Here is a 22,569-nt window from a genome sequence, read left to right on the forward strand (position 1 = left end):
AGAAGTAGCTTCTTCTGGGAAGTTTCTATGGGGGGCACCTGTGAACGTCGATCCTGCTGACCGCACCGACCGCACCGACCGCACCGAGCTCGCCGAGGTTCGCGCCGTGCTGGAGCGCGCCCGGGAGGCATGGGACCGCGCCGACGGTACGGCGTACGGCGAGCTGTTCACCTCCGACGCGACCGACGTCACCTACCTCGGCACCGTCTACCGCGGCGGCGCGGAGATCGGGCGCGCCCACCAGGAGCTCTTCGAGACCTTCCTCAAGGGCACCAGGCTGGCGTTGGAGATCACCGAGGTCCGCTTCTACGGGCCGGACGTCGCCGTGGTGGTCACCGTCGGCGACACCTACAAGGGCCGCCCGGGCCGGCTGGGCAAGGTCGCCACCTACACGCTGGTCCGCGCGTGGGCGAGCGGTGAGGCGGTCTGGCGGATCGCCGCCGTCCAGAAGACCGGGCACCGGCGGCTGATGGAGGCCGTCTCCTTCGCCGCCCGCCCGGCCACTCGTCCGGCCACCCGTCCGGCCGCCCCGAGGGCCGCGGCCTGACGGCGGCGCGAGCGCTCCGGCGTCCGCAGTGGCGCCGCGCGCCCTTCGGCGAGGGCCGCAACGGGAGCGGCCGGCGTCCCCGGGTGAGGGGGCGCCGGCCGGCTGCGGGGCGTCAGAGCGGCAGGACCAGTTGCTGCCCGGGCCGGATCAGGTCGGGGTCGTCGCCGAGTGCGGTGCGGTTCCGCTCGTACAGGGCCGGCCAGCCGCCGGGCAGCCGGAGCAGGCCGGCGATGGTGTCGAGGGTGTCGTCGTCGCGCACCGTCCAGGTGGCGGGACGGTCGGCGGGGGGCGGCGCGGCGGGACCGGAGGCGGCGCCCGTCCCGGCGTCGGTGGAGTCGGCCGGGTCTGCGGCGTCGACGGAGGACGCCGCGCCGGCGGAGGCGGTGGTGTCGGCCGGGGCGTGGTCGGCGGACTCCGACGGGGCGGGGGCGGTCCCGGGTCGGGTGGTGACGGGCGGGCGTTCTCCGGTCCGGCCGGCGCGGGCCCCGCAGACCGGCCACGGGGCGAGGCCGCGCTTCCCGGCGAGGTGGTGGGCCACGGCGATCTGTTCCTCCCGGGTGGCCAGGTCGGCGCGGGGGGCGTAGGCGAGGCCGCCGTTCTCCCGCCAGGTGGGCTGGTCGAACTGGAGGCCGCCGAAGTAGCCGTTGCCGGTGTTGACGTGCCAGTTCCCGCTGCTCTCGCAGGCCGCCACCCGGTCCCAGTCGATCCCGGCCCCCCGGTTCGCACTCGTTCCGCCTCCCGGGCCCGGTGGCGCGGCGTGCGCGGCCGGGGCGGCGAGGACGGCGGCCAGGGTGCAGACGGCGGTGGGGAGCAGGCGGCGCAGCTGCGCGGTGGGGGGCATCGGCGGCTCTCAGGTCCGGGGACAGGGGCGCACGCCGCTGGAGAGCGGCGCGTTCCCACCGACGCACGCCGGGGTCGCCGTGTCGCCGCCGACACGTCGGGCGGGTCACCCGCTCGGCTCCGCGCTGCCACCCGGCCGGCGGTCCGCCCGCCCGCCCCGCTCGGGCCGCCGGGGCCGTTCTCGTCGGTCGGGGTGGTGCGACGGCGTACGGCGGGTCGGCCGTGTGCGACCTGCGGGTGCACGGGGCCCTCCCGGCGGAGCCGGTTCCGGACGTGCGACGGCCCTCCGGCGCGAACGCCGGAGGGCCGGGGGGACGGCGGGTGCCGAACCGGTGCCGGTCGGCCGGCCGGAGCCGGGCGACCGACGAGGTCGAACGAACGGACAGGGCCGAACGGGCGATGGACTCGAACGAACGGACAGGGCCGAACGAGCGACGGGAAGGAGCGGAGTGCCGCCGGTCAGCGGGCCTGGCCGCGCTGGGCCGCCGCCTCGGCCTTCTGCCGCTGCTTCTCCTCCTTCTCGTGCTTCTCCTTGACCCGCACGGTCTCACGGCGCACCTCGGCCTGGATGGTGCGCTCACGCTGCAGCCAGTCCGGGTTCTCCTCGCGCAGAGCGTCGATCTGCTCCGAGGTGATGGCCTCGGTGACGCCGCCGCGGGCCAGGCCCGCGACGGAGACGCCGAGCCGGTTGGCCACCACGGACCGCGGGTGCGGGCCGTTGCGGCGCAGGTCCTGGAGCCACTGGGGCGGCTCGGACTGGAGGGCGGTGAGCTCCTCGCGGGAGATCACGCCCGACTGGAAGTCGGCAGGGGTGGCGCCGAGGTAGACCCCGAGCTTCTTCGCCGCCGTCGCCGGCTTCATGGTCTGCGTGGTCTTCTGCTTGAGCGATGTCATGGTCACCAGGGTAAGCGAGCGGACGGCACCCCCTGCCACGGTCGGTAGCCTTACCCGGGTGACAGAGATGCAGGTGACACCTTCGTTCCGGCTGGCGTACGTCCCGGGCGTGACGCCCGGCAAGTGGGCGCGCGTCTGGGCGGACCGGCTGCCGGACGTCCCGCTCGGCCTGGTCGCGGTGGAGGCGGCCGAGGCCGAGCCGACGCTCCGGGCCGGGGGAGCGGACGCCGGCCTGGTGAGACTGCCGGTCGACCGGACCGGCCTCAGCGCCATCCCGCTGTACACCGAGGTGACGGTCGTGGTGTTCCCCAAGGACCACTGGCTGGCGGCGGCGGAGGAGGTGGGCCTCGGCGACCTGGCCGACGAGGTGGTCTTCCACCCGCTGGACGACACCCTCGCATGGGACGCGCTGCCCGGGCGGGCGGCCGTCGAGCGGCCCGCGAGCACGGCCGACGCGATCGAGCTGGTGGCGGCCGGGGTGGGCGTGCTGCTCGTCCCGCAGTCGCTGGCCCGGCTGCACCACCGCCGGGACCTCACCTTCCGGCCGGTGCCGGACGCGGCCCAGTCCCAGGTGGCGCTGTCGTGGCCGGAGGAGCAGACCACCGATCTGGTGGAGGAGTTCATCGGGATCGTCCGGGGCCGGACGGTCAACAGCTCGCGCGGCCGGGGCCAGACCGCTCCGGCCGCCGCCGCGCCGGCGAAGCAGTCGCCCGCCGGCGGGAAGTCCGGCGCGGGCAGGTCCGGCGGGGGCAAGGCGGGCGCGGGGCGTACCGGTGCCGGTGCCAGGACGGCCGGGAACCGGGCCGCCGGCGGGCGTCCGCGCGGCTCGGGTTCGGGCTCCGGCGGCAGCTCCGGGGCGGCCCGGCGAGGCCGCCCGAAGCGCAAGGGCTGACGCGCCGGACCGGAGCGCGAGAGGCACGGGGGCCGAACCGCCGTGGCGGGGGCGCCGGGCCGGACCGCCGCGGCCCGGCCCGGAGCCCCCGCCACCCACGGCCCACCGCCGGGACCCGCCACGGCGGGCCGTGGTGCGTCAGCTCTCCGAGGAGGGCGGTGTGTCCCGGTACGGCGCCCGCGGCTGCGGGACGCCGTGCTGCTCCCTGGCGTCGAGCCGTGGCGCCGCCGTGGCGGACGCGTCCGGCGTGGGGTGCCAGACGCCGGTCAGCTCGACCCAGCTGTCGGTGGCCGGAGTCGGCCCCTCGGCCTGCACCAGGATCCGCAGCCGCCGGGCGTCCGCGGCGCAGCAGCTGGCGACCAGGCGGTTGAGGTACCACTCGCCGGGGGCGGTGCCGGGGGTCACGAACCCGGTCAGCCGGACCGGGCGGTCGGCCAGGCCCTGCCGGGGGTCGCGGCTGCGCGCGATGAACTCGGCCAGCGCCATCGGCGTCGGCACGTTCACCGCCGCCGGTGCGGCGGGCTGCGGGTCGGGCAGCGCGACGTAGGCGGCGGCGTCGACGGCGGCGTCGGTGCCCTCGCGCGAGGCGGTGAACGAGCCGAGCGCCGGCGGGGTGAAGCAGAGCAGCAGCACGGCCGGCACGGTGAGCAGCCAGGCCACCCGCGGCCCGTGCTCGTGGCTGTGGCCGTGGGCGTGCTCGTGCCCGGGGTCGTCCCCGCCCCCGGTGCCGTCCCGGCCGGTGTGGTCGTGGCCCGAGGCCGGCCGGTGCCACTGGGCGTTGCCCTCGGCGTCCCGGCGGAACTCCAGGACGGGCTCCCGGCGCCGCTCGGTCAGCCGCACCGCCGTCCCGGCGATGCCCAGCGCGAGCAGGATGACCCCGGTGGCGACCAGCGGGATCCGCAGTTCCTCCTTGACGTACTGGAGGAAGACGTCGCTGCCCACGGTGATCCGCAGCAGGGCGGTGCCGACCAGGGCCAGCAGGAGCGACGGCGCGAGCCCCCGGACGCGGGCGCGCAGCGTTCGGGTGGGGGCGTTCACCGCCGTCCTCCCCGGCGCGGGGCGGGGGAGGCGTGCAGCGGGTCGGGGCCGTGGGCGTGGGGGTGCGGGCGCCGGGCGGTGCGGCCCGGCGGGTCGATGGTGTGCACCTTCGGTACTCCTGTCGCATCTGGCCGACGCGTGGTCGGCGCGTTTCGCCGGGCCGGCGCGCTTCGCCGGCGCGGCCCGGGCGGGCGGTCCCGGTGGAGGATGTGGGTCCGGGCCCGGGCCCGGGGTCTGCGGTCTTCGGCCTGGGGCAGCGGTGAGCGGTTCGGCGTGCGTCGGTCCGTCGTCGGCCCCGGGTGCTCGGGCCCGCCGGAGCGGGCGCGGGCACGGGCACGGACGAGGGCGTCGGTGGGGTCAGAGCAGGACGGCCCCGGTCAGGACGCTGGCGACGACGGCGACCACGAAGGTCGCGGAGGAGAAGCGCACGGCGAAGGCCCGGCCGAAGGATCCCGACTGGAGGGCGATCAGTTTGAGGTCGACCATCGGGCCGACCACCATGAACGCCAGCCGGGCGGTGGGGGAGAAGCCGGTGAGCGAGGCGGCGACGAAGGCGTCCGCCTCCGAGCAGACGGCCAGGACGACGGCGAGCACGGCGAGCGCCGGGACGCCCAGCCAGGGCGAGTCCGAGAAGGTGCGGAGCACGGACGGCGGGACGAGCACGTTGAACGTGGCGGCTGCCGCCGCGCCGACCACGAGGAAGCCGCCGGCGTGCAGGAAGTCGTGCTGGAGGCCGCGCCGGAACTCGTCCAGCGGGTTGCGTCCGGCGCCGCGTTCGGCCGGTCCCTTGGGCAGGCGCAGCCAGTCGGGACGGCCGAAGGCGACCCAGAGCCAGCCCATGACGAGTGCGGTGCCGAGCGAGGCCGCCAGCCGGGCGAGCACCATCTCGGGGGCGTCGGGGAAGGCGATGGCGGTGGAGACCAGGACGACCGGGTTGATGGCGGGCGCGGAGAGCAGGAACGCCAGCGCCGCGGCCGGAGCCACCCCGCGCCGCATCAGGCTCCCGGCCACCGGCACGGACGCGCACTCGCAGCCGGGCAGCACGGCGCCCGCGACCCCGGCGACCGGGACGGCCAGCGCGGGGTTGCGCGGCAGCACCCGGGTGAAGACCCGGGCCGGTACGAAGGCGCCGATCGCCGCCGAGACGACCGTGCCGAGCACCAGGAACGGCAGCCCCTGCACCACGATCGCCACCAGCAGGGTCCGCCAGGCGCGCACGCCGCCGGAGTCCCACGTCCAGGCCAGCACCGGGGCGGTGACCGCCGCGACGACCAGCGCTCCGGTCAGCAGGCCGGAGCCCCGGCGCGGGGGCGAGGTCGCCGCCTGCGGTACCGGGGTCTTCCGGACGCTGCCGAGACTCGTCTCCACCACGGTGACCGCCCCTCAGCCCGCTCGCCGCGGGGTGCGCGGCAAGTCCTGTCTGCTCACCGTCATGTGGCGAGCCCGGAGGCAGAGTAGCGTTGATAATCACTTTCATCTAGGTCTTCACCCGGGGGCCCCGCTCCGGTAGTGTCCCGTTCGCGGAGGGGCTCCTCCGGGAAGCCGGCGGGGCGTCAACCTGCTGTGCCCGGTTGCCGGTTGGGCCGTCGGGACGACGGCTGTCCTGCGGGTGCGCCGGTCAGCCGGCCCGGCGGGCGGCCACGGTGTTCAGCAGCGTGGCGCCCCGCTCGGCGTCGTCCACGCTGACCGCGAACTCGACTCCCCGGTGCGGGCGGACCACCAGGCACTCGCCGCGCCGCAGCATCACCGTCGTGCCCAGGCCGCTCAGCCGGTAGCCCCAGCCGCCCACCTGGGCCGGGGTGCGCCGTTCCATCCGGGCGGCCGCGACGTCGGCCGGCGACCAGTGCCGGGCCGGCCAGCCGAACGGGCCGAACGTCACGTCCAGACCCCGCTCGGTCACCCTGGCCTGCACCGAGGAGCAGCCGGCCGCCGCGACCGCGACGACCGCGCACGGGGCGAAGAGCGCCCACGCCGGGCCGCCCAGCCCGCCGAGCGCGGCCAGCGCGGACCCGGCCGCGCCGAGCCCGGAGGCGGCGGCGAGCAGTCCGAGCCAAGGATTGACCGTCCGGGAGAGCCAGACCGCCCGCTGTCCCCCGGGGAGGTCCAGCCGCGGGCCGTCGGCGGCCGTCGCCGGCCGTGGTCCCCGGCCGCGCCGGTGCGCGAGCCAGGGGCCGAGCAGGCCCGCCGCGACCGCCGCCGCCAGGACCGCCGCCACTTCCGGGCCCAGGGGGCGTGCGTGCTGCCAGTCCGGGCGGTCCAGGTTGGCGTGGACGATCGCGGCCTGTGCGCCGACGAGCAGCACGCCCCCGAAGCCCAGCCCGGCGCCCACCCAGGTCCGCGCGGGCGCTCCGGCCCACCGCCGGGCGACGGCCGCCGCGGCGAGCGCGACCGCCCAGCACGCCGCCGGGAAGGCCGCGGACGCGGTCAGGGACATCGAGCCGTCGGCCGTCCGGCCGTCCCAGTGCGTGGCCAGGGGGTCCGGGAGGCGGCCGTGCGCCGCCCACGGGAGGGCGAGCAGCAGCACCGCCACGGTGGCGGCCCAGAGCGCCGTGGCGGCCCGGGAGGCCCGCTTCGCCGTGTCCGTGCTGCCCGTCCCGTCGGTTCCGGCCCCGGCTCCCTGCCTGTCGCCGTTCACGCCGTCGTTCACTTCAGCCCCCTGATCATCTCGACGAGCTCCTCCCTGCTGTAGCCGGCGTTCGCCGCGTCCGCGACCAACCGCCGTGCCGAGTCCAGCAGTTCGGAGCGCCGGTCGGCGCCCCGGGCGACCGTGATCCCGCGACCGCGGCGGAACTCCAGCACGCCCTCGTCCCGCAGCACCCGCAGGGCGCGCAGCACGGTGTTGGCGTTGACCTCCAGGGCCCGCGCCAACTCCCGTGCGGGCGGAAGGCGTTCCCCGGGGGTGCACTCGCCCTCGGCGACGGCGCGGCGGATTGCTCCGGCGACCTGTTCGTGCAGCGGGCGGGAGTCCGCGGTGTCCGGCTTCAGCAGCATGGTGCTAGCGACAGTAGCACCATCGTGGAACGGGACGGTGGGGCCCCGGGCCCCACCGGACGGCCCCCCGCCCCGCCCCGGATCGGCCCGCGGTCCGCCCGCGGACGGACCACGACGGGGCGGGGACCGGCCCGGAAGTCGCCGACGGGCGACTGCCGACGTACGTTCGAAGTGTCCGCACGGGGAAGGCACCGGCGCATGCACGCACTGCGCATCCGGCTCCTCGGCGGCTTCCGGGTCCACGTGGGCCATCGGGAGATCGCCGACGGCGGATGGCGCCTGCGGAAGTCCCGGAACCTGGTCGAGCTGCTCGCGCTCGCCCCGGGCCACCGGCTCCACGGCGAGCAGGTGCTCGGCCGCCTCTGGCCGGACCAGGCCCCCGGGGCCGGCGCCGACCAGCTCCGCAGGGCCGTGCAGGAGGCCCGCCGCGTCCTCGGCCCCGACCGGGCCGGTGCCCGCGCCCACCTCGACTCCGGCGGCGGACTGCTCACCCTGCGCGGCGCCCCGCTGCGGGTGGACGTCGAGGAGTTCGAACAGGCCGCCCTGCACGCCCGCCGCGCCCGCGACCCGGACGCGTACGAGCGGGCGGTCGCCCGGTACGGCGGCGACCTGTTGCCCGAGGACCGCTACGAGGAGTGGGCGGCCGATCGCGAACAGGCCCTGCACGCCGAGTACCTGGCCCTGCTGGTCGAGCTCGGCGCCCTGCGCGAGGCGCACGCCGACCTGGACGGCGCCGCCGCCGCGCTGCGCCGGGCGGTGGCCGCGGACCCGCTGCACGAGGAGGCCTCGCTCGCGCTGATGCGGGTCCACACGCTGGCCGGCCGGCGGCACGAGGCACTGCACGCGTACGACCGGCTGGCCGCCGCGCTGGAACGCGCCTCCGACGGCACCGAGCGGCCCGGCCCGGCCGCCCAGCGGCTGCGCGAGCAGGTGCGCACCGGCGGACAGGTCCGGGCCGAACTCTCCGGCGAACTCTGGGAGAACGTCGGGGACCTGCGGATGCGCTCCGGGGACACCGCCGGTGCCACCGTCGCGTACGGGTCGGCGCTGGAGCCGGCCGTGGTCGACCTGCCCGCCTCCCCGGGGGTGCTCACCCCGCCGTCCGGCCGGGACGGCCTGCGCACCGCAAGGCTGCACCGCAAGGCCGCCGCCGCGCTGCTGGCCGGCGGCGGCGACCCGTCCGCCGCCGAACCGCACCTGGGCTCCGCCGAGCGGGCCCTCGCGGCGGCCGGCGGCGACCCGGCGGAGGCCGGCCGGCTGCTGCGGGCGCGGGCCGACCGGCTCCGCGGCGCCGGCCGCCTCGACGAGGCGCGGCAGGCGGCCGAGGCGGGGCTGGCCCTCGCCGAGAAGCACGGCGACGACGAGGACCTGGCCGCCGCCGGGGAGGCGCTCGCCGCCGTCCACCACGCCGGGGGCACCTGGCGGGAGGGCCTGCACCGGGAGATCGAGCGGCTCGGCGCCGCCGCCGACGAGGACGGCAGGCCGGCCCGCTCCCTCGACATCCACTCCTGCCTCGCCCAGTACCAGCTGTACGGGGACGGCCCGAGCCGCAGCGTCGAGGAGTACGCCCGGCAGACCCTGGACCTCGCGCACGCCCGGCGCGCCCGCCGGGCGGAGGCCTTCGCCTGGTGCCTGCTCGGCGAGTCGCTGCTGCTGCGCGGCCGCTGGGACGAGGCGCCGGGCTGCCTGGAACGCAGCGCCCACCTGTACGAGGAACTGGGCGGCCGCTCCGGCGCGCTGCCCCGGCAGCGGCTCGCCGAGTACGCGGCGGCGCGCGGCGACAGTGCGGACGCCGCCACCCACCTCCGGCTGGGGACGGCCGCCGCCGAGTCCGCCCCGTCCGCCGCGGCCCGGCACGCCGTCGGGCGGCTGTACGCGACGGCCGCGCTGGACGCGGTGGAACGCGGCGAGCCCGGCGAGGCCGTCCGCGCGGCACACGCCGCCGCCGCGTCGGCGGCCCTGCGCGGCGAGTGCCCGACCTGCACGGCGCTGCTCTACCCGGTGGCGGCCGAAGCGTTCGCGGCGCTCGGCGACCCGGCGGGAGCGGCCGAGCACGCGGCCGCCGCCCGGCGGGTGGCGGCCCGGTCCGCCGGCTCGGCGTGGCGGGCGATGGCCGAGTCGGCGCTCGGCTCGCTGGCCGCCGCGCGCGGCGACCCGCGGGGCGCCCGGGCCCGCCATCTGGCGGCGGCCGCGCTGTACGAGCGGGCCCGGCAGCCGTACTGGGCGGCCCGGGCCAAGGCCCGGGCGGTGGTCGCCCGGCCGGGCGCGGCGGAGCCGGACCGGGTGCTGCGGGCCGAGGCGGCGGCGGTCTTCGAGGCGCTCGGCGCCCACCGGGCGCTGGCCCGACTCCGGGAGGGCGCGCCGGGCGTGGCGGGCAGGCAGGGCGTGGCGGGTGCGCCCGGGGTCGGGGCGGGCGGTGGGACGCGATGAGCGGGAGCCGGACGCGGTGGCGCCCCGACACGGTCACCGAGCGGCCCTACAACGCACAGACACCGCCGGCCGCGCTGGCCGAACCACTCACCCCCACCGGCGCGTTCTTCGTCCGTGACCACTTCGGCGTGCCCCGGCTCACCCCCGAACGCTGGCGGCTGCGGATCCACGGCCTGGTGGAGCGAGAACTATCGCTCACCTATGCAGAGTTGGAGCTGCTCCCGGTGCGCGAACTGGACGTGGTGGTGGAGTGCGCGGGCAACGGCCGCAGCCTGATGCGGCCCCGGCCGCCCGGGCTCCCCTGGGACCAGGGGGCGGTGGGCTGCGCCCGGTTCGCCGGCGTGCCGCTCGCGGTGCTGGCGGACCGCGCCGGAGTGCGCCCGGAAGCCGTCGAACTCGTCTTCACCGGAGCCGACTTCGGCGAACTGCACGGCCGCCGCACCGCCTTCGAGCGGAGCCTCCCGGTCGACCTCGCCCGGCACCCGGACACCCTGCTCGCCACCCGCATGAACGGCACCCTGCTCAGCCCCGGCCACGGTGCGCCCGTCCGCCTCGTGGTCCCCGGCCGGTACGGGGTGGCGGACGTCAAGTGGCTGGTCGGCGTGCGGGCGGTGGCCGAACCGTTCCACGGGCCGTTCCAGGCCGAGGAGTACCTCTACCGGGGCTCGCGCGGCATGCCGGACGGCACGCCCGAGGGGCCCGTGGGTGAGATCCGGGTCAGGTCGCTGATCACCGCCCCCTCGCCGGGCGCCCGGCTGCCGGCCGGCGGCGCCTGCGTGGTGCGCGGGCGGGCCTGGTCGGGCGGCGTGCCGGTCTGCCAGGTCGAGGTGCGGATCGGCGGCGCCGACTGGCGGCAGGCCGTGCTGGTACCCGCGGGCGGGCGGTACGCGTGGGCCGAGTGGTGGTACCAGTGGACCCCGCGGGTGCCCGGCCGGCGCGTCCTCCAGACCCGGGCCACTGACGCCGACGGGCACACCCAGCCGATGCGGGCGCCCTGGAACGAGCAGGGGTACGGCTGCAACCCGGTCACGGGGGTGGCGGTGGAGGTCGTCGCGGCCCCGGACGGCGAGCGGCCGGCGGAACGGGACGGCGACCGGCCCGGCGGAAACGGTGACGGAAGCGGCGGCGGAAACGGTGACGGAAGCGACCGGAGCGGCGACGGCGTCGTCGGGGGCCGGGCAGGGCGGCGAGGAGCGCGGCGATGAACCCAACGACGAAGGCAACGACGAAAGCAACGACGAAAGCAGCGACGGACGCGACGGCGAACGCGGCTCCGAGCGGGAACACCGTCGAACCGGTCACCACCGAGGCCCTCGGCGACACCAGCTACCTGCTGACGTCCGGCGACGAGGCGGCGCTGGTCGACCCGCAGCGGGACTGCTGGCCGCTGCTCGCCTCCTGCGCGGCGCGCGGCCTGCGGCTGCGGTACGTCCTGGAGACCCACGTGCACAACGACTACCTCTCCGGGGCCCTGGAGGTGCGCGCCGCGACCGGCGCCACCGTCGCCGGACCGGCCCGCGCCCGGTACGGCTTCGACCACCTCCCGCTCGCCGAGGGCGACGAGATCACCGTCGGCGGCCTACGCGTCCAGGCGCTGGAGACGCCCGGCCACACCGCCGAGCACACCGCCTACCTGGTGCTCGACGACGGCCCGGACGGCGGCCGTCCGGTGGCCGTGTTCACCGGCGGCAGCCTGCTGGTCGGCAGCGCCGGCCGCACCGACCTGTCCGGGCCCGACCGGACCGCCGAACTGGCCCGGGCCCAGTACCGGTCGATCCGCAGGCTCTCCCGACTGCCCGGGGACACCCGGGTGTTGCCCACGCACGGGGCCGGAAGCTCCTGCGCGATCGGCGCGCCCCCGCCGGGTTCCGCCCCGGCCCGCGGTCCGTCCGGGCCCGGCGCGTCCGCGTCCGGCACGACCGTGTCCGGTGCGACCGCCTCGGGCACCGCCAGGACCAGCACCGTCGGCGACCAGCGGCGGGCCAATCCGGCGCTGCTCGTCGACGACGAGGGTGCGTTCGTGGCCGCCCGGCTGCGCGGACTGCCCCCGCCGCCCGCCTACTACCGGCGGATGGGCCCGCTCAACCGGTCCGGCCCGCCCGTCCTCGGCGGCCCGCCGCCGCTGCTGCCGCTCACCGCCGAGGAGGTCCAACAGGCGCGCTGGCGTGGCGCGTCGGTGGTCGACGCGCGCGACCGCCGGGCGTACGCCGACGCCCATCTCCCCGGATCGCTCGGCGTCGAGCTGGACGGCTCCTTCGCGGCCCTGATCGGCGAGGTGGTCCCGTTCGGCACCCCGTTGGTGCTGGTGCTGCCCGAACCGGCCGCCGACGCCGCCCGGGAGGCCGTCGTCCAGCTGCTGCGGATCGGCTACGACGCGCGCCTGGTCGGCCAGTTGACCGGAGGGGTGGAACGCTGGCACGCCACCGGCCGGCAACTCGCCGCGCTGCGGACGGCCGACGTCTCCGAGGTGCCCGGCGCCCGCGCGGCCGTCCCGGGCCGACCGGTGCAGGTCCTCGACGTCCGCGCGCTCCCGGACCCGCCGGTGCCCGGCGCCCTCGCCGTCCCGCTCACCGAACTCCCCGACCGGATAACCGGGTTGCCGCCGGACCGGGAGTACTGGACGGTCTGCGGGCGGGGCCGGCGGGCGACGGTCGCGGCCGGTCTGCTGGCGGCGGCGGGTCTGCCGGTCACCGCGGTGGTCAGCGGAGGTGCGGCGGACCTGGTGCGTTGGGCGTGAGCTGCGGGGCCGGCCCCGCCCGGCGGCGGTTGCGGGCAGGCCCGGCGGCCTAGGCTGACGGCGTGAGCCAGAGCCAGAGCCAGAGCCAGAGCCGGAATCGTGTGAGCCCGGGTCATGCAGCCGACGCCGTGGTGCCCGCCGACCTGAACCTGCTGCGGACCTTCCTGGCGGTCCACCGGTCCGGTTCGTTCACCGCCGCCGCCCGGCTGGTCGGGCTCTCCCAGCCGACGGTGACCTCGCAGATCCGCGCGCTGGAGCGCCAGACCGGACGCGAGCTGTTCGAACGGCAGCCGCGCGGCGTCACCCCCACCCCCGCCGCCGACGAACTCGCCGCCCGCATCGCCGATCCGCTCGACGCGCTCGCGGCCGTCACCGGCGCCGGGACCGGGCCGCCGTCCGCCGCCGAGCCCGTCCACCTGGGAGGCCCGGCCGAACTGCTCTGCACCCTGGTGCTGCCCGCCCTCGCCCCGCTGATCGCCGAGGGCGTCCGGCTGCGGGTGACGCCCGGCCTCACGGAGCCGCTGCTGGACGAGCTGCGGGCCGGCCGACACGACCTGGTGATCGCCACCGACCGCCCGCGCGGCCGTGCGCTGACCGCCGTACCGCTGGGCGACGAGGAGTTCGTCCTCGTCGCGGCACCGGTGTGGGCGGACCGCCTGGCCGGCCGGCTCGCCGTCGAGGGGCCCTCCGCCCTGCACGGGGTGCCGCTCGTCGCCTACGCCGAGGACCTGCCCATCGTGCGCCGGTACTGGCGCCACGTCTTCGGCCGCCGTCTCAGCTGTCGCCCGGCGCTCACCGTGCCCGACCTGCGCGGTGTCATCGCCGCCGTCACGGCGGGCGCGGGCTTCGCCGTCGTGCCGCGCTACCTGGGCGCGTCCGGGCTGGCGTCCGGGGCACTGGTTCTGCTCGACGAGCCGGTCGACTCGCCGATCAACACCGCCTACCTCGTGCAGCGCCCGGGAGTGGTGGGCCCGGCGGCGGCCCTGGTCCGGGAGCGGCTGCTGGCCTCGGCGCGGGAGTGGTGAGCGGTCCGGCGGGCCGTCCCCGGTCGGGCCCCCGGGGGCGGCGGGCGCCGCAGACCCGGACGGCGGCCCTCCGCGGGGGTGGAGGACCGCCGCCGGATCAGGAGCGGGCGGAGCGCCGGGCCGAGGAGGTCAGCAGCGCGACGCCCAGCAGGACCAGTGCCGCCGCGGCGACCAGCAGCGGGGAGGGCCCCGCCGGCTGACCCGCGCGCCGGACGGTTCCCATGAAGTCCAGCGCGGCGACCTGGTTCACCACCAGGTACCAGAGCGGCAGGTAGAGCGCCTGGAACAGCCGGTGGGTCCGGGAGAGCGCACCCAGCGCGAGGGCCAGCGAAGGGACGAACAGGGCGCCCGCGGCCCAGGCCGCCGTCCCGTCGGCGTCGCCGGCCGCGACGAGGCGGACCAGCACCCCCGCGCCGACCAGGGTGGTGAGCACCACGCCCGAGGCCCACTCGGCCACCAGCCTCGACCGGGCGGCCGGGTAGGCGCCGAGCAGGACCTCAAGCCCGTACTCGGCCGCCCGGCTGCCCAGCCGGGACCAGAGCAGCACCGGCCAGACCCAGGCGGCCGGGAGCAGCACGCCGACGCCCACCTCGGGCGGGACCGCGAGCCCGACGAGGCCGAGGACGGCGGCGCCCAGCCACCACCAGCGCGAGGTGTCGCCGAACAGGATCCGGACCTCTCCGGCGAGCAGGCGCCCGAACCCGGCGCCGAACCCGCTGCCGGATCCCTCGGCCGTCGTCCCCGTCCCGACAGGCGGCCGCAGGGCCGGTGCCGGGACGGGGGCGCCGGCCGGTGCGGCCGGCGCGGTCGGCCCGGCCGGGACCGCCCCCGTGCCGAGGGGCACCCGACCGCCGCGGTCCGCGCCCCGGCCCGCGCCCCGGCCCGCGCCCCGCGCCGGGTCGAACCGGTGGAACCAGAGCGCGGGCAGCACCGCGACCCCGACCGCGAGCACGACCAGCAGCAGCCGCTGCGTCAGGAACCCGACCCCGAAGGCCGCGCCGTCCCACGGGAACGGCTCCAGCGGCGCGTCCACCCTCGTCAGGCCGAGGCTGAACTCCTCGCCGCCGAGCTCGACCCCCCGCGCCGCCAGACCGTCGCTCAGCGACGCCGCGGCCGGGCCGAGACCGAGCCCGCCGAACGGCGCGCCGGGAGACTCTCCGGCGATCAGCAGGGCCGGTGCGAGGACGAACCAGGCCACGTTCCCGAGGCCGGTCCGCAACAGTGGCACGGTCTCGAAGAGGACGGCCACGGCCGCCGTCATCGCCAGCAGGGGCAGCGTCAGCACCAGGAACGGCGTCAGCAGGGCGAGCGGGTCGACGGCCCGGTCCTCGCCACGGACGAGCTGCAGGGCGGGCGTGGTGAGCGCGAGGACGCCGAGCATCGAGCCGAGGACGAGGAGGTTGCCGAGGAACTTCGCCAGCAGCAGGTCGGCGGTCCGCAGCGGGGTGGCCGCGAGGAGCAGGCCGACGCCGGTCTCCTCGTCGCGGCCCAGGCCCTTGCGGACCACGTAGAACCCGCCGAGGGTGAGCCAGAGCGCCCCGGCGAGTGCGGTCGCCGTGCCGACGTAGGCGCTGTTGTACTCGCCCCGGTGGCTGCCCAGGGCGAGGATCGCCCAGTGCCCGTCGGCGGGCGGGACGGCGAGCAGGCCGAGGCCGACGGCGGCGAGCAGGGTCACCGCGTAGGCGGGGCGCCGGACCCGGTCCCGGAAGTCGCCGAGAGCCAGCCGGGCGAGCCGGCCCGGCGTACCGGATCCGACCGGGCCGTCTCTTCCCGGCCGCCGGTCCTGCCCGCCGCCCCTGCGGAGCCCGAGGCCCGGGCCGTCTCCGCCGCCGAGCCCGGAGCGTCCGCCGCGTCCGCCGCGTCCGCCGTGCCCCGTCACCGCCGCACCTCCGGCCCGTGCGGCCCGTGCGGCCCGGCCACCGGACCGGACGACGGGTCCGGGAACGCTCCCGCGCCCCGGCCCGGAGCGCCGGCGGCGCCCGTCGGGCGGACCAGCGCCAGGTACGCGTCCTCCAGGTCCGGCGCGACCGGCACGGCGTCGGCGGACGGCGCGCCGTCCGCGAGCAGCCGCAGCCGGACCCGGCCGTCGGCGGTGCGCACCATCCGGCTGACCACGTACCGCTCCTGGACGGCGGTCACCGCCGCGGGGTCGACCGCCACCTCCCAGACCCGGCCGGCCTGGTCGCCCAGCAACTCCTCGGGGGTGCCCCGGCGCAGCAGCCGGCCGCCCGCGACGACCGCGATGTCCCCGGCCACCGACTCGATGTCGGAGACGATGTGGGTGGAGAGCAGCACGACACGGTCGGTGGCGAGCGTGCTCAGCAGGTTGCGGAAGCGGACCCGTTCCTCCGGGTCGAGCCCGGCGGTGGGTTCGTCGACGACGACGACCTGCGGGTCGCCGAGCAGCGCCTGGGCGATGCCGACGCGCCGCAGCATGCCGCCGGAGTACGCGCCGAGCGGCCGTCGGACCGCCCCGGTCAGGTTGACCAGGGCGAGGAGCTCGTAGATCCGGGCCCGGGCGGCGCGGGCCCGGAGGCCCTTGGCGGCGGCCAGGTAGGCCAGGAACGCGGGTGCGGTGAGGTTCGGGTGGACGCCGAAATCCTGGGGGAGGAAGCCCAGTTGGCGGCGGAGCAGGTCGGGTTCGGCGAGGACGTCGGCGCCCCGGTAGAGCACCTGGCCGGCGGTGGGCCGGGTGACGGTGGCGACGATCCGCATCAGCGAGGACTTGCCCGCCCCGTTCGGGCCGAGCAGGCCGAGCAGGCCCGGGCGGAGCCGGAGGGTGAGGCCGTCGACGGCGCGTTGGCCGCCCCGGTAGACCTTGGTGACGTCGATCAGGTCGAGTGCTGGTTCGTGTGCGAGATGGGGCATGGGCTCCGCTCTCCCGGCCGGTCGGAGGGTGGGGAAGGTGACGTGGTCGAGCCTTCCGGACCGGCGGGCCGCTGCCATCTGCCGTTCGGCAGAGATCCGCACGCGGAACGCGGCGAACCGGCCCGGCAGCCGGCCTCCGGCCCGGTCGGCCGTCCCGGCCTGCGCGGCGAGCCTTGACACGTGGTTCGGGTGCTGAGTCAATGGCCGTGCCCGGCGGCAACCGAATGATCGGTCGGCCCGCCCGCGGGTCGCCTCCCCCCTGCGGCGAGGCGGCGAGGCGGCAGGACGGCAAGGCGGCAAGGCGGCGGGCGTCACGGTGCGGAGGAGACCTGATGAGCAGCAGTGGGACCGGTCCGGCCGCCTCGCGGACGCGCCTGGGGGAGCCGCTCCCGGACGCGCTGCTGGACGCCGGGGAGCGGATGACCGCCGACGAACTGAAGGCGCACCAGCTCAAGCACCTGCGGGCCACGCTGCACCACGCCTACGACAACGTCGAGCTCTACCGCCGCAGGTTCGACGCCGCCGGTGTGGCGCCCGCGGACTGCCGGACCCTCGCCGACCTCGCCCGGTTCCCCTTCACCACCAAGGCGGACCTGCGCGACACCTATCCGTTCGGCATGTTCGCCGTCCCGAGGGAGCGGGTGCGCCGGATCCACGCCTCCAGCGGCACCACCGGCCGCCCGACCGTGGTCGGCTACACCGAGCACGACCTCGACGTCTGGGCCGACGTCGTGGCGCGCTCGATCCGTGCGGCGGGCGGGCGCCCCGGTCAGACGGTGCACATCGCCTACGGCTACGGGCTGTTCACCGGCGGGCTGGGTGCGCACGCCGGTGCCGAACGGGCCGGCTGCACGGTGATCCCCGCCTCGGGCGGCATGACGGCGCGTCAGGTGAAGCTGATCCAGGACCTCGGGCCCGAGATCATCATGGTCACCCCGTCCTACCTGCTCACCCTCCTCGACGAGTTCGATCGCCAGGGGGTCGACCCGCGGGCCACCTCGCTGCGGGTCGGCATCTTCGGCGCCGAGCCGTGGACGGAGGAGATGCGGGCGGAGATCGAGCGGCGGACGGGCCTCCACGCCGTCGACATATACGGCCTCTCCGAGGTGATGGGTCCGGGCGTCGCCCAGGAGTGCGTGGAGACCAAGGACGGCCTGCACATCTGGGAGGACCACTTCTACCCCGAGGTGGTGGACCCGTTCACGGACCGGGTGCTGCCGGACGGTGAGGGCGGCGAGCTGGTCCTCACCTCGCTCACCAAGGAGGCGCTGCCGGTGATCCGCTACCGCACCCGCGACCTCACCCGGCTGCTGCCCGGCACCGCCCGGCCCGCGTTCCGCCGGATGGCCAAGGTCACCGGGCGCTGCGACGACATGATCATCCTGCGCGGGGTCAACGTGTTCCCGACCCAGATCGAGGAGATCGTCCTGCGGACCCCGGCCGTCGCGCCGCACTTCCAGCTCCGGCTGACCCGCCGGGGCCGCCTGGACCACATGACCGTCCGGGTGGAGGCGCGGCCCGGTGCCGGGCCCGGACAGCGGGAGGCGGCGGTGGCGGCGATCGCGCGCGACGTGAAGGACGGGGTCGGGGTGAGCGTGGACGTCGAGGTCGTGGATCCGTACAGCCTGGAGCGGTCGGTCGGCAAGATCCGCCGGGTCGCCGACCTCCGGGGGGAGTGAGGGGGTGGGCCGCGCGCCCCGTGGCCGGCGGCCGTGCGGGAGCGGCGTGCGGGAGCGGCGTGCGGCGCGCGGTGCGGCGCGCGGTGCGGCGCGGATCAGTGGCCTCACGGCGGGTGAGGGCGGGCCGCGCGCCCTCTACGATGAGGCCATGAGCGGGAGCCTCCAGGTATCAGGTGCGCACGTGTCGCAGGCGTCCGGCACGGACGAGCGGCTCGACGTGGCCGCGGGTGTCCTGGCGCTGCTCGCGGACCGGACCCGGCTCGCCCTGATGCAGCGGCTGAGCGAGGGCGAGGCGGACGTGACGACACTGACCGAGTTCTGCGGCGCGGCGCGGCCGTCGGTGAGTCAGCACCTGAGCAAGCTGCGGCTGGCCGGCCTCGTGGCCACCCGCAAGGACGGTCGGCGGGTGGTGTACACGCTGCGGCACGGCCACCTGCGGCGGCTGGTGCACGAGGCGCTGAACGTCGCCGACCACCAGATCAGCGGACTGCCGCCGCACGACTAGAGCCGCCGGCGGACCGGCCGGAGTGGTCGGTGGAGCGGCCGGTGGAACGGCCCGACGGCCGGGTGCCGGGCTTTCGGTGGCCTCCTCCTCTCCAATGGGTGCACACGTATGCACATGTTGTCCTATCCTGAAGGAGACGTCCCTGGTTCGCGCCGTACCCGTCTGCGCGCCGAGTCGATCGGGGTTCCCATGCTCTCCGTGCTCCGCAACCGCACCTACCGACACCTCCTCACCGCCCAGGTGGTCGCCCTCGCCGGGACCGGCCTGGCCACGGTGGCGCTCGGCCTGCTGGCCTACGACCTGGCCGGTGCCTCGGCCGGTGCCGTGCTCGGGACGGCCCTGGCGATCAAGATGGCGGCGTACGTGGGGATCGCCCCGGTCGTCGCCGTGCTCGCCCACCGGATCCCCCGCCGGCGGCTGCTGGTCGCGGCCGACCTGGCCCGCGCGGCGGTGGCACTCGCACTGCCCTTCGTCACCGGCGTCTGGCAGGTCTACCTGCTGATCTTCGTCCTCCAGGCGGCCTCCGCGACGTTCACGCCGGCGTTCCAGTCGGTGATCCCCGAGGTGCTGCCCGACGAGCGCGACTACACCCGCGCGCTTTCCCTCTCCCGGCTCGCCTACGACACGGAGAGCCTGGTCAGCCCGGCCCTGGCCGCCGGCCTGCTCGCCCTGGTCGGCTACCGCTGGCTGTTCTGGGGGACGGTGATCGGGTTCCTCGCCTCGGCGGTCCTGGTGGTCTCGGTGGTCCTGCCGGTCGCGGCGGCGCGCGGGGCGGTGGGCGGCGCGCGCGGCTCGCGGGCGCCGTCCGTCGCGGCCCGGTCGCTGGAAGGACTGCGCCTCTTCCTCTCCGTCCCGCGCCTGCGGGCCCTGCTCGCCCTGGACCTCGCGGTCGCCGCCGGCGGCGCCATGGTGATCGTCAACACCGTCGTCTACGTCCGCGACCAGCTCGGCCGCCCCGCCGGGGACGTGCCGATCGCGCTCGGCGCGTACGGGGGCGGGTCGATGGCGGTCGCGCTGCTGCTGCCCCGGGTCCTGGACCGGGTGGCCGACCGCAGTGTCATGGTCCCGGCCGCCTTCGGCATCGCGGGGCTGCTCGCCGCCCTGGCCGTCCTCACCTCGACGGGCGGCGGGGGGTGGCGCTGGCCCGCGCTGCTCGCCGTCTGGGCGGGCCTCGGTGCGGCGGGCTCGCTGATCCTCACCCCCGGCGGGCGGCTGCTGCGGGCCGCGGTGCCGGCGGCGGAGCTGCCCGCCGCGTTCGCCGCCCAGTTCTCGCTGTCGCACGGCTGCTGGCTGCTCGCCTACCCCCTGGCGGGCTGGCTCGGCGCCACCGCGGGCCTCCCCGCCGCCGTCCTCGCCCTCGCGGCCCTGGCCCTGGCCGCCGCCTTTCTGGCGGTCCGTGCCTGGCGCCCCGCCCGGGACTCCCGGCCCGCCACGGTCACCGGCCCGGCCCCGGTCGCGGCGGCTCGCCCCGGCGTGAGCGCCGGTCCGGCCCGGGCCGTCCGGCCGGTCCACCGCCACCGGCCCGCGTCCGGTGCGTCGCTGCCGCGTTGAGCGTCCTGCCGTGGGGGACCGGCCGCGCTACCCGTCTCCTCCCTCGCCCCCTGGCGTGCGGAACGTCTTGACCGGCGGGCCCCGTCGCGCCGGGCGTCCCGTCCGCGCGCCTTCGCCACGGGCCCTTGCCCGAGGTGAAACCGGATCGTGCGACGATGGGTGCAGCAATGTTGGTAAATGTTCGATATTGTTTGGCCATGTTGTTGAAGGGGAGTTCCATGCAAGGGAGCAGGACATGGCCGGAACGGTGACCGGGGAGACCGACCTGGCCGGCTCGACCACCAGGACCGTCGCCACGCTGGCCGACGGCCGCGAACTGATCTACTTCGACCGCGGGGCGGCCCCCGCCGGCCGGGACGCGGTCGACCGGCGGCCGCTCGAAGCCGCCGCGCCGTCCTCGGAAGTGCGGCTCGACCCGCTGACCGGCGCCTGGGTGACCGTCGCCGCGCACCGCCAGGTCCGCACCTACCACCCGCCCGCCGACCAGTGCCCGCTCTGCCCCTCGCACGACGGGCGGCTCAGCGAGATCCCGGCCTCGGACTACCAGGTCGCGGTCTTCGAGAACCGGTTCCCCTCGCTGGCCGGACACCCCGACACGCACCCCGTCCGACCCAGTCTCGGCGACCCGCTGCACGCCACCCGCCCCGGGGCCGGCCGCTGCGAGGTGGTCTGCTTCACCGCCGACCACGACGCCTCGTTCGCCGACCTCGACGAGGACCGCGCCCGGCTGGTGCTCGACGCCTGGACCGACCGCACCGCCGAACTCTCCGCCCTGGGGGGCGTCCAGCAGGTCTACTGCTTCGAGAACCGGGGCGCCGAGATCGGCGTCACCCTCGCCCACCCGCACGGCCAGATCTACGCGCTGCCGTTCACCACGCCGCGCACCGCCCACATGATCGACCGGGCCGCCCGGCACCGCGCCGCCACCGGGCGCAACCTCTTCGAGGACCTCGTCGCCGCCGAACGCGCCGACGGGGAGCGGGTCGTGCTCGCCGGCGAGCACTGGACGGCCTTCGTCCCCTTCGCGCCCCGCTGGCCCTACGAGGTCCACCTCCACCCGCACCGCAGGGTCCCCGACCTCACCCGGCTGGACGAAGCCGAACGCGAAGAACTCCCCGGTATCTACCTGGAGTTGCTGCGCCGCTTCGACCGCCTCTTCGGCGACGGCGAACGCCGCGTCCCGGCCCCGTACATCTCCGCCTGGCACCAGGCCCCGGTGGTCGGCGGCGACGAACTCGGCCTGCACCTCGAACTGTTCACCGTCCGGCGGACCGCCGACAAGCTCAAGTACCTGGCCGGCACCGAGTCCGGCATGGAAGCCTTCATGAACGACGTCGCCCCCGAGGACGCCGCCCGGCGTCTGCGGGAGGTCGCGTCCACCACCGGTGGAGAGCAGCGATGACCACGACCACCCTCTTCGCCGAGCTGTTCGGCCACGCCCCCGACGGCGCCTGGGCGGCGCCCGGCCGGGTCAACCTGATCGGTGAACACACCGACTACAACGACGGGTTCGTCCTGCCGATCGCCCTGCCGCAGGCCGTCCGCGTGCAGGCCCGCCGCCGCCCCGACACCCTGCTGCGTCTGCACTCCTCCCGGACCCCGGGCGAGATCGTCGAGCTGGACGTGGCCGCGCTGGAGCCCGGCGGAGTGGCGGGCTGGGCCGCGTACCCCGCCGCGGTCGTGTGGACCCTGCGGGAGGCCGGTCACCCCGTCGGCGGCGCCGACCTGCTGATCGACAGCGACGTGCCCGCCGGCGCGGGCCTCTCGTCCTCCGCGGCGCTCGAATGCGCGGTCGCCCTCGCCTACAACGACCTGTACGGGCTCGGCCTGGACGCGCGCCGGCTCGCGCTGCTCTCCCAGCGGGCGGAGAACGCGTTCGTCGGCGTGCCGTGCGGGATCATGGACCAGATGGCCTCGATGGCCTGTCGCGCCGGGGCCGCACTCCACCTGGACGCCCGCGACCTCTCCGTCCGGCACGTCCCGCTCGACCTCGCGGGTGCGGGCCTGGCCCTGCTCGTCATCGACACGCGGGTGCAGCACGACCTCGCCGACGGCGCCTACGCCGCGCTGCGGGCGGGCTGCGAGCGGGCGGCCGTCCTGCTCGGGGTGGCGGCGCTGCGCGACCTCTCGGGTTTCGACCTTCCGCTCGCACTGCAACAACTCCCCGACGAGCTGCGCCCGTTGGTCCGCCACGTGGTGACCGAGAACGAGCGGGTCGAGCACGCCGTCGCGGAGTTGGAGCGGCACGGCCCGGCCGCCCTCGGCCCGATCCTCACCGCCGGACACGCCTCCCTGCGGGACGACTACCGGGTGTCCTGCGCCGAGACCGACCTCGCCGCCGCCACGGCCGTCGCCGCCGGGGCCCTCGGGGCCCGGATGACCGGCGGGGGCTTCGGCGGCTCGGTGATCGCCCTGGTGGAGACGGGAGTGGCGGAGGCGGTGGCCACGGAGGTCGTCGCGGCGTTCGCGGCCGCCGGCCATGCCGAGCCGCACCTCTACACGGTGATCCCCTCGGAGGGGGCCCGCCGGTTGGCGTGAGGCCCGGCCCGGCCCGGCCGACGGCCCTTCGGCC

General features: G+C 77.0%; 19 protein-coding genes. 11 read left to right on the top strand and 8 right to left on the bottom strand.

The window, feature by feature from the left end:
* Nucleotides 1–40 precede the first annotated feature (40 nt).
* The gene (locus ACFWIC_RS30370; RefSeq protein ID WP_380520488.1) at nt 41–547 is read left to right on the top strand and encodes an SgcJ/EcaC family oxidoreductase; all 507 of its coding nucleotides are present in this window, start codon (nt 41–43) and stop codon (nt 545–547) included.
* Nucleotides 548–659: 112 nt separating this feature from the next.
* Here the strand turns inward: ACFWIC_RS30370 and ACFWIC_RS30375 are convergent, their stop codons facing one another.
* Entirely contained in the window at nt 660–1,388 is a 729-nt protein-coding gene (locus ACFWIC_RS30375) for a transglycosylase family protein (protein WP_380363472.1), read from the bottom strand.
* A 458-nt stretch (nt 1,389–1,846) separates the two neighbouring features.
* The gene (locus tag ACFWIC_RS30380) at nt 1,847–2,281 is read right to left on the bottom strand and encodes a DUF5997 family protein (RefSeq protein ID WP_329876817.1); all 435 of its coding nucleotides are present in this window, start codon (nt 2,279–2,281) and stop codon (nt 1,847–1,849) included.
* A 58-nt stretch (nt 2,282–2,339) separates the two neighbouring features.
* Here ACFWIC_RS30380 and ACFWIC_RS30385 point away from each other — a divergent pair, with 58 nt between their 5' ends.
* The gene (locus ACFWIC_RS30385; RefSeq protein ID WP_380363475.1) at nt 2,340–3,173 is read left to right on the top strand and encodes a LysR family substrate-binding domain-containing protein; all 834 of its coding nucleotides are present in this window, start codon (nt 2,340–2,342) and stop codon (nt 3,171–3,173) included.
* Nucleotides 3,174–3,311: 138 nt separating this feature from the next.
* On the opposite strand, the gene ACFWIC_RS30390 is transcribed toward ACFWIC_RS30385, so the two are convergent.
* The 4 genes from ACFWIC_RS30390 to ACFWIC_RS30405 form a co-directional block, all read right to left on the bottom strand.
* The gene (locus tag ACFWIC_RS30390) at nt 3,312–4,211 is read right to left on the bottom strand and encodes a TIGR03943 family putative permease subunit (protein ID WP_355409310.1); all 900 of its coding nucleotides are present in this window, start codon (nt 4,209–4,211) and stop codon (nt 3,312–3,314) included.
* Nucleotides 4,212–4,568: 357 nt separating this feature from the next.
* On the bottom strand, nt 4,569–5,579 hold the full coding sequence (locus ACFWIC_RS30395) for a permease (RefSeq protein WP_380362040.1): 1,011 nt from the start codon (nt 5,577–5,579) through the stop codon (nt 4,569–4,571).
* 250 nt (nt 5,580–5,829) lie between these two features.
* Complete coding sequence (locus ACFWIC_RS30400) at nt 5,830–6,858, bottom strand: DUF1648 domain-containing protein (RefSeq protein ID WP_380520489.1); 1,029 nt, start codon at nt 6,856–6,858, stop codon at nt 5,830–5,832.
* On the bottom strand, nt 6,855–7,202 hold the full coding sequence (locus ACFWIC_RS30405; RefSeq protein WP_380362021.1) for a GntR family transcriptional regulator: 348 nt from the start codon (nt 7,200–7,202) through the stop codon (nt 6,855–6,857). The genes ACFWIC_RS30400 and ACFWIC_RS30405 overlap by 4 nt, the downstream gene beginning before the upstream one ends.
* 198 nt (nt 7,203–7,400) lie before the next feature.
* On the opposite strand from ACFWIC_RS30405, the gene ACFWIC_RS30410 reads away from it, so the two are divergent.
* From ACFWIC_RS30410 to ACFWIC_RS30425, 4 genes are all read left to right on the top strand, one after another.
* Nucleotides 7,401–9,632, top strand: a complete 2,232-nt coding sequence (locus ACFWIC_RS30410; protein WP_380520490.1) for a BTAD domain-containing putative transcriptional regulator — start codon at nt 7,401–7,403, stop codon at nt 9,630–9,632.
* Entirely contained in the window at nt 9,629–10,837 is a 1,209-nt protein-coding gene (locus ACFWIC_RS30415; RefSeq protein WP_329947479.1) for a sulfite oxidase, read from the top strand. The genes ACFWIC_RS30410 and ACFWIC_RS30415 overlap by 4 nt, the downstream gene beginning before the upstream one ends.
* Nucleotides 10,834–12,369 (top strand): rhodanese-like domain-containing protein, encoded by a 1,536-nt coding sequence (locus ACFWIC_RS30420; protein ID WP_380520491.1) that lies wholly within the window; start codon nt 10,834–10,836, stop codon nt 12,367–12,369. Before ACFWIC_RS30415 ends, ACFWIC_RS30420 begins: the two co-directional genes overlap by 4 nt.
* A 101-nt stretch (nt 12,370–12,470) precedes the next feature.
* Nucleotides 12,471–13,394, top strand: a complete 924-nt coding sequence (locus tag ACFWIC_RS30425) for a LysR family transcriptional regulator (RefSeq protein ID WP_380520504.1) — start codon at nt 12,471–12,473, stop codon at nt 13,392–13,394.
* Between the two features lie 97 nt (nt 13,395–13,491).
* On the opposite strand, the gene ACFWIC_RS30430 is transcribed toward ACFWIC_RS30425, so the two are convergent.
* Nucleotides 13,492–15,117, bottom strand: coding sequence for a hypothetical protein (locus ACFWIC_RS30430; RefSeq protein ID WP_380520505.1), 1,626 nt, complete (start codon nt 15,115–15,117; stop codon nt 13,492–13,494).
* Nucleotides 15,118–15,269: 152 nt separating this feature from the next.
* Nucleotides 15,270–16,262: an ATP-binding cassette domain-containing protein gene (locus ACFWIC_RS30435; RefSeq protein ID WP_380520492.1), complete on the bottom strand. Its 993-nt coding sequence runs from the start codon at nt 16,260–16,262 to the stop codon at nt 15,270–15,272.
* A 332-nt stretch (nt 16,263–16,594) separates the two neighbouring features.
* On the opposite strand from ACFWIC_RS30435, the gene paaK reads away from it, so the two are divergent.
* The 5 genes from paaK to galK all read left to right on the top strand — a co-directional run bounded on the left by paaK (nt 16,595) and on the right by galK (nt 22,535).
* Nucleotides 16,595–17,941: a phenylacetate--CoA ligase PaaK gene (gene paaK / locus ACFWIC_RS30440; RefSeq protein WP_380520493.1), complete on the top strand. Its 1,347-nt coding sequence runs from the start codon at nt 16,595–16,597 to the stop codon at nt 17,939–17,941.
* A 148-nt stretch (nt 17,942–18,089) separates the two neighbouring features.
* Nucleotides 18,090–18,446: a metalloregulator ArsR/SmtB family transcription factor gene (locus ACFWIC_RS30445; protein ID WP_329876794.1), complete on the top strand. Its 357-nt coding sequence runs from the start codon at nt 18,090–18,092 to the stop codon at nt 18,444–18,446.
* A 189-nt stretch (nt 18,447–18,635) separates the two neighbouring features.
* Entirely contained in the window at nt 18,636–19,997 is a 1,362-nt protein-coding gene (locus ACFWIC_RS30450) for an MFS transporter (protein WP_380520494.1), read from the top strand.
* A 235-nt stretch (nt 19,998–20,232) separates the two neighbouring features.
* Nucleotides 20,233–21,399: a galactose-1-phosphate uridylyltransferase gene (galT, locus tag ACFWIC_RS30455; protein WP_380520495.1), complete on the top strand. Its 1,167-nt coding sequence runs from the start codon at nt 20,233–20,235 to the stop codon at nt 21,397–21,399.
* Nucleotides 21,396–22,535: a galactokinase gene (gene galK / locus ACFWIC_RS30460; protein WP_380520496.1), complete on the top strand. Its 1,140-nt coding sequence runs from the start codon at nt 21,396–21,398 to the stop codon at nt 22,533–22,535. The genes galT and galK overlap by 4 nt, the downstream gene beginning before the upstream one ends.
* Nucleotides 22,536–22,569: the final 34 nt, after the last annotated feature.

Origin of the sequence: Kitasatospora sp. NPDC127035, assembly GCF_042726075.1 — a bacterium.
Lineage (GTDB): Bacteria > Actinomycetota > Actinomycetes > Streptomycetales > Streptomycetaceae > Kitasatospora.

Excerpts from the sequence above, each read along its gene's own strand:
- ACFWIC_RS30380 (WP_329876817.1), bottom strand. The coding sequence starts at position 2,281 with ATGACATCGCTCAAGCAGAAGACCACGCAGACCATGAAGCCGGCGACG.
- ACFWIC_RS30420 (WP_380520491.1), top strand. The coding sequence starts at position 10,834 with ATGAACCCAACGACGAAGGCAACGACGAAAGCAACGACGAAAGCAGCG.
- galT (WP_380520495.1), top strand. The coding sequence starts at position 20,233 with ATGGCCGGAACGGTGACCGGGGAGACCGACCTGGCCGGCTCGACCACC.
- ACFWIC_RS30445 (WP_329876794.1), top strand. The coding sequence starts at position 18,090 with ATGAGCGGGAGCCTCCAGGTATCAGGTGCGCACGTGTCGCAGGCGTCC.
- galK (WP_380520496.1), top strand. The coding sequence starts at position 21,396 with ATGACCACGACCACCCTCTTCGCCGAGCTGTTCGGCCACGCCCCCGAC.
- ACFWIC_RS30435 (WP_380520492.1), bottom strand. The coding sequence starts at position 16,262 with ATGCCCCATCTCGCACACGAACCAGCACTCGACCTGATCGACGTCACC.
- ACFWIC_RS30410 (WP_380520490.1), top strand. The coding sequence starts at position 7,401 with ATGCACGCACTGCGCATCCGGCTCCTCGGCGGCTTCCGGGTCCACGTG.
- ACFWIC_RS30415 (WP_329947479.1), top strand. The coding sequence starts at position 9,629 with ATGAGCGGGAGCCGGACGCGGTGGCGCCCCGACACGGTCACCGAGCGG.
- ACFWIC_RS30450 (WP_380520494.1), top strand. The coding sequence starts at position 18,636 with ATGCTCTCCGTGCTCCGCAACCGCACCTACCGACACCTCCTCACCGCC.
- ACFWIC_RS30375 (WP_380363472.1), bottom strand. The coding sequence starts at position 1,388 with ATGCCCCCCACCGCGCAGCTGCGCCGCCTGCTCCCCACCGCCGTCTGC.
- paaK (WP_380520493.1), top strand. The coding sequence starts at position 16,595 with ATGAGCAGCAGTGGGACCGGTCCGGCCGCCTCGCGGACGCGCCTGGGG.
- ACFWIC_RS30405 (WP_380362021.1), bottom strand. The coding sequence starts at position 7,202 with ATGCTGCTGAAGCCGGACACCGCGGACTCCCGCCCGCTGCACGAACAG.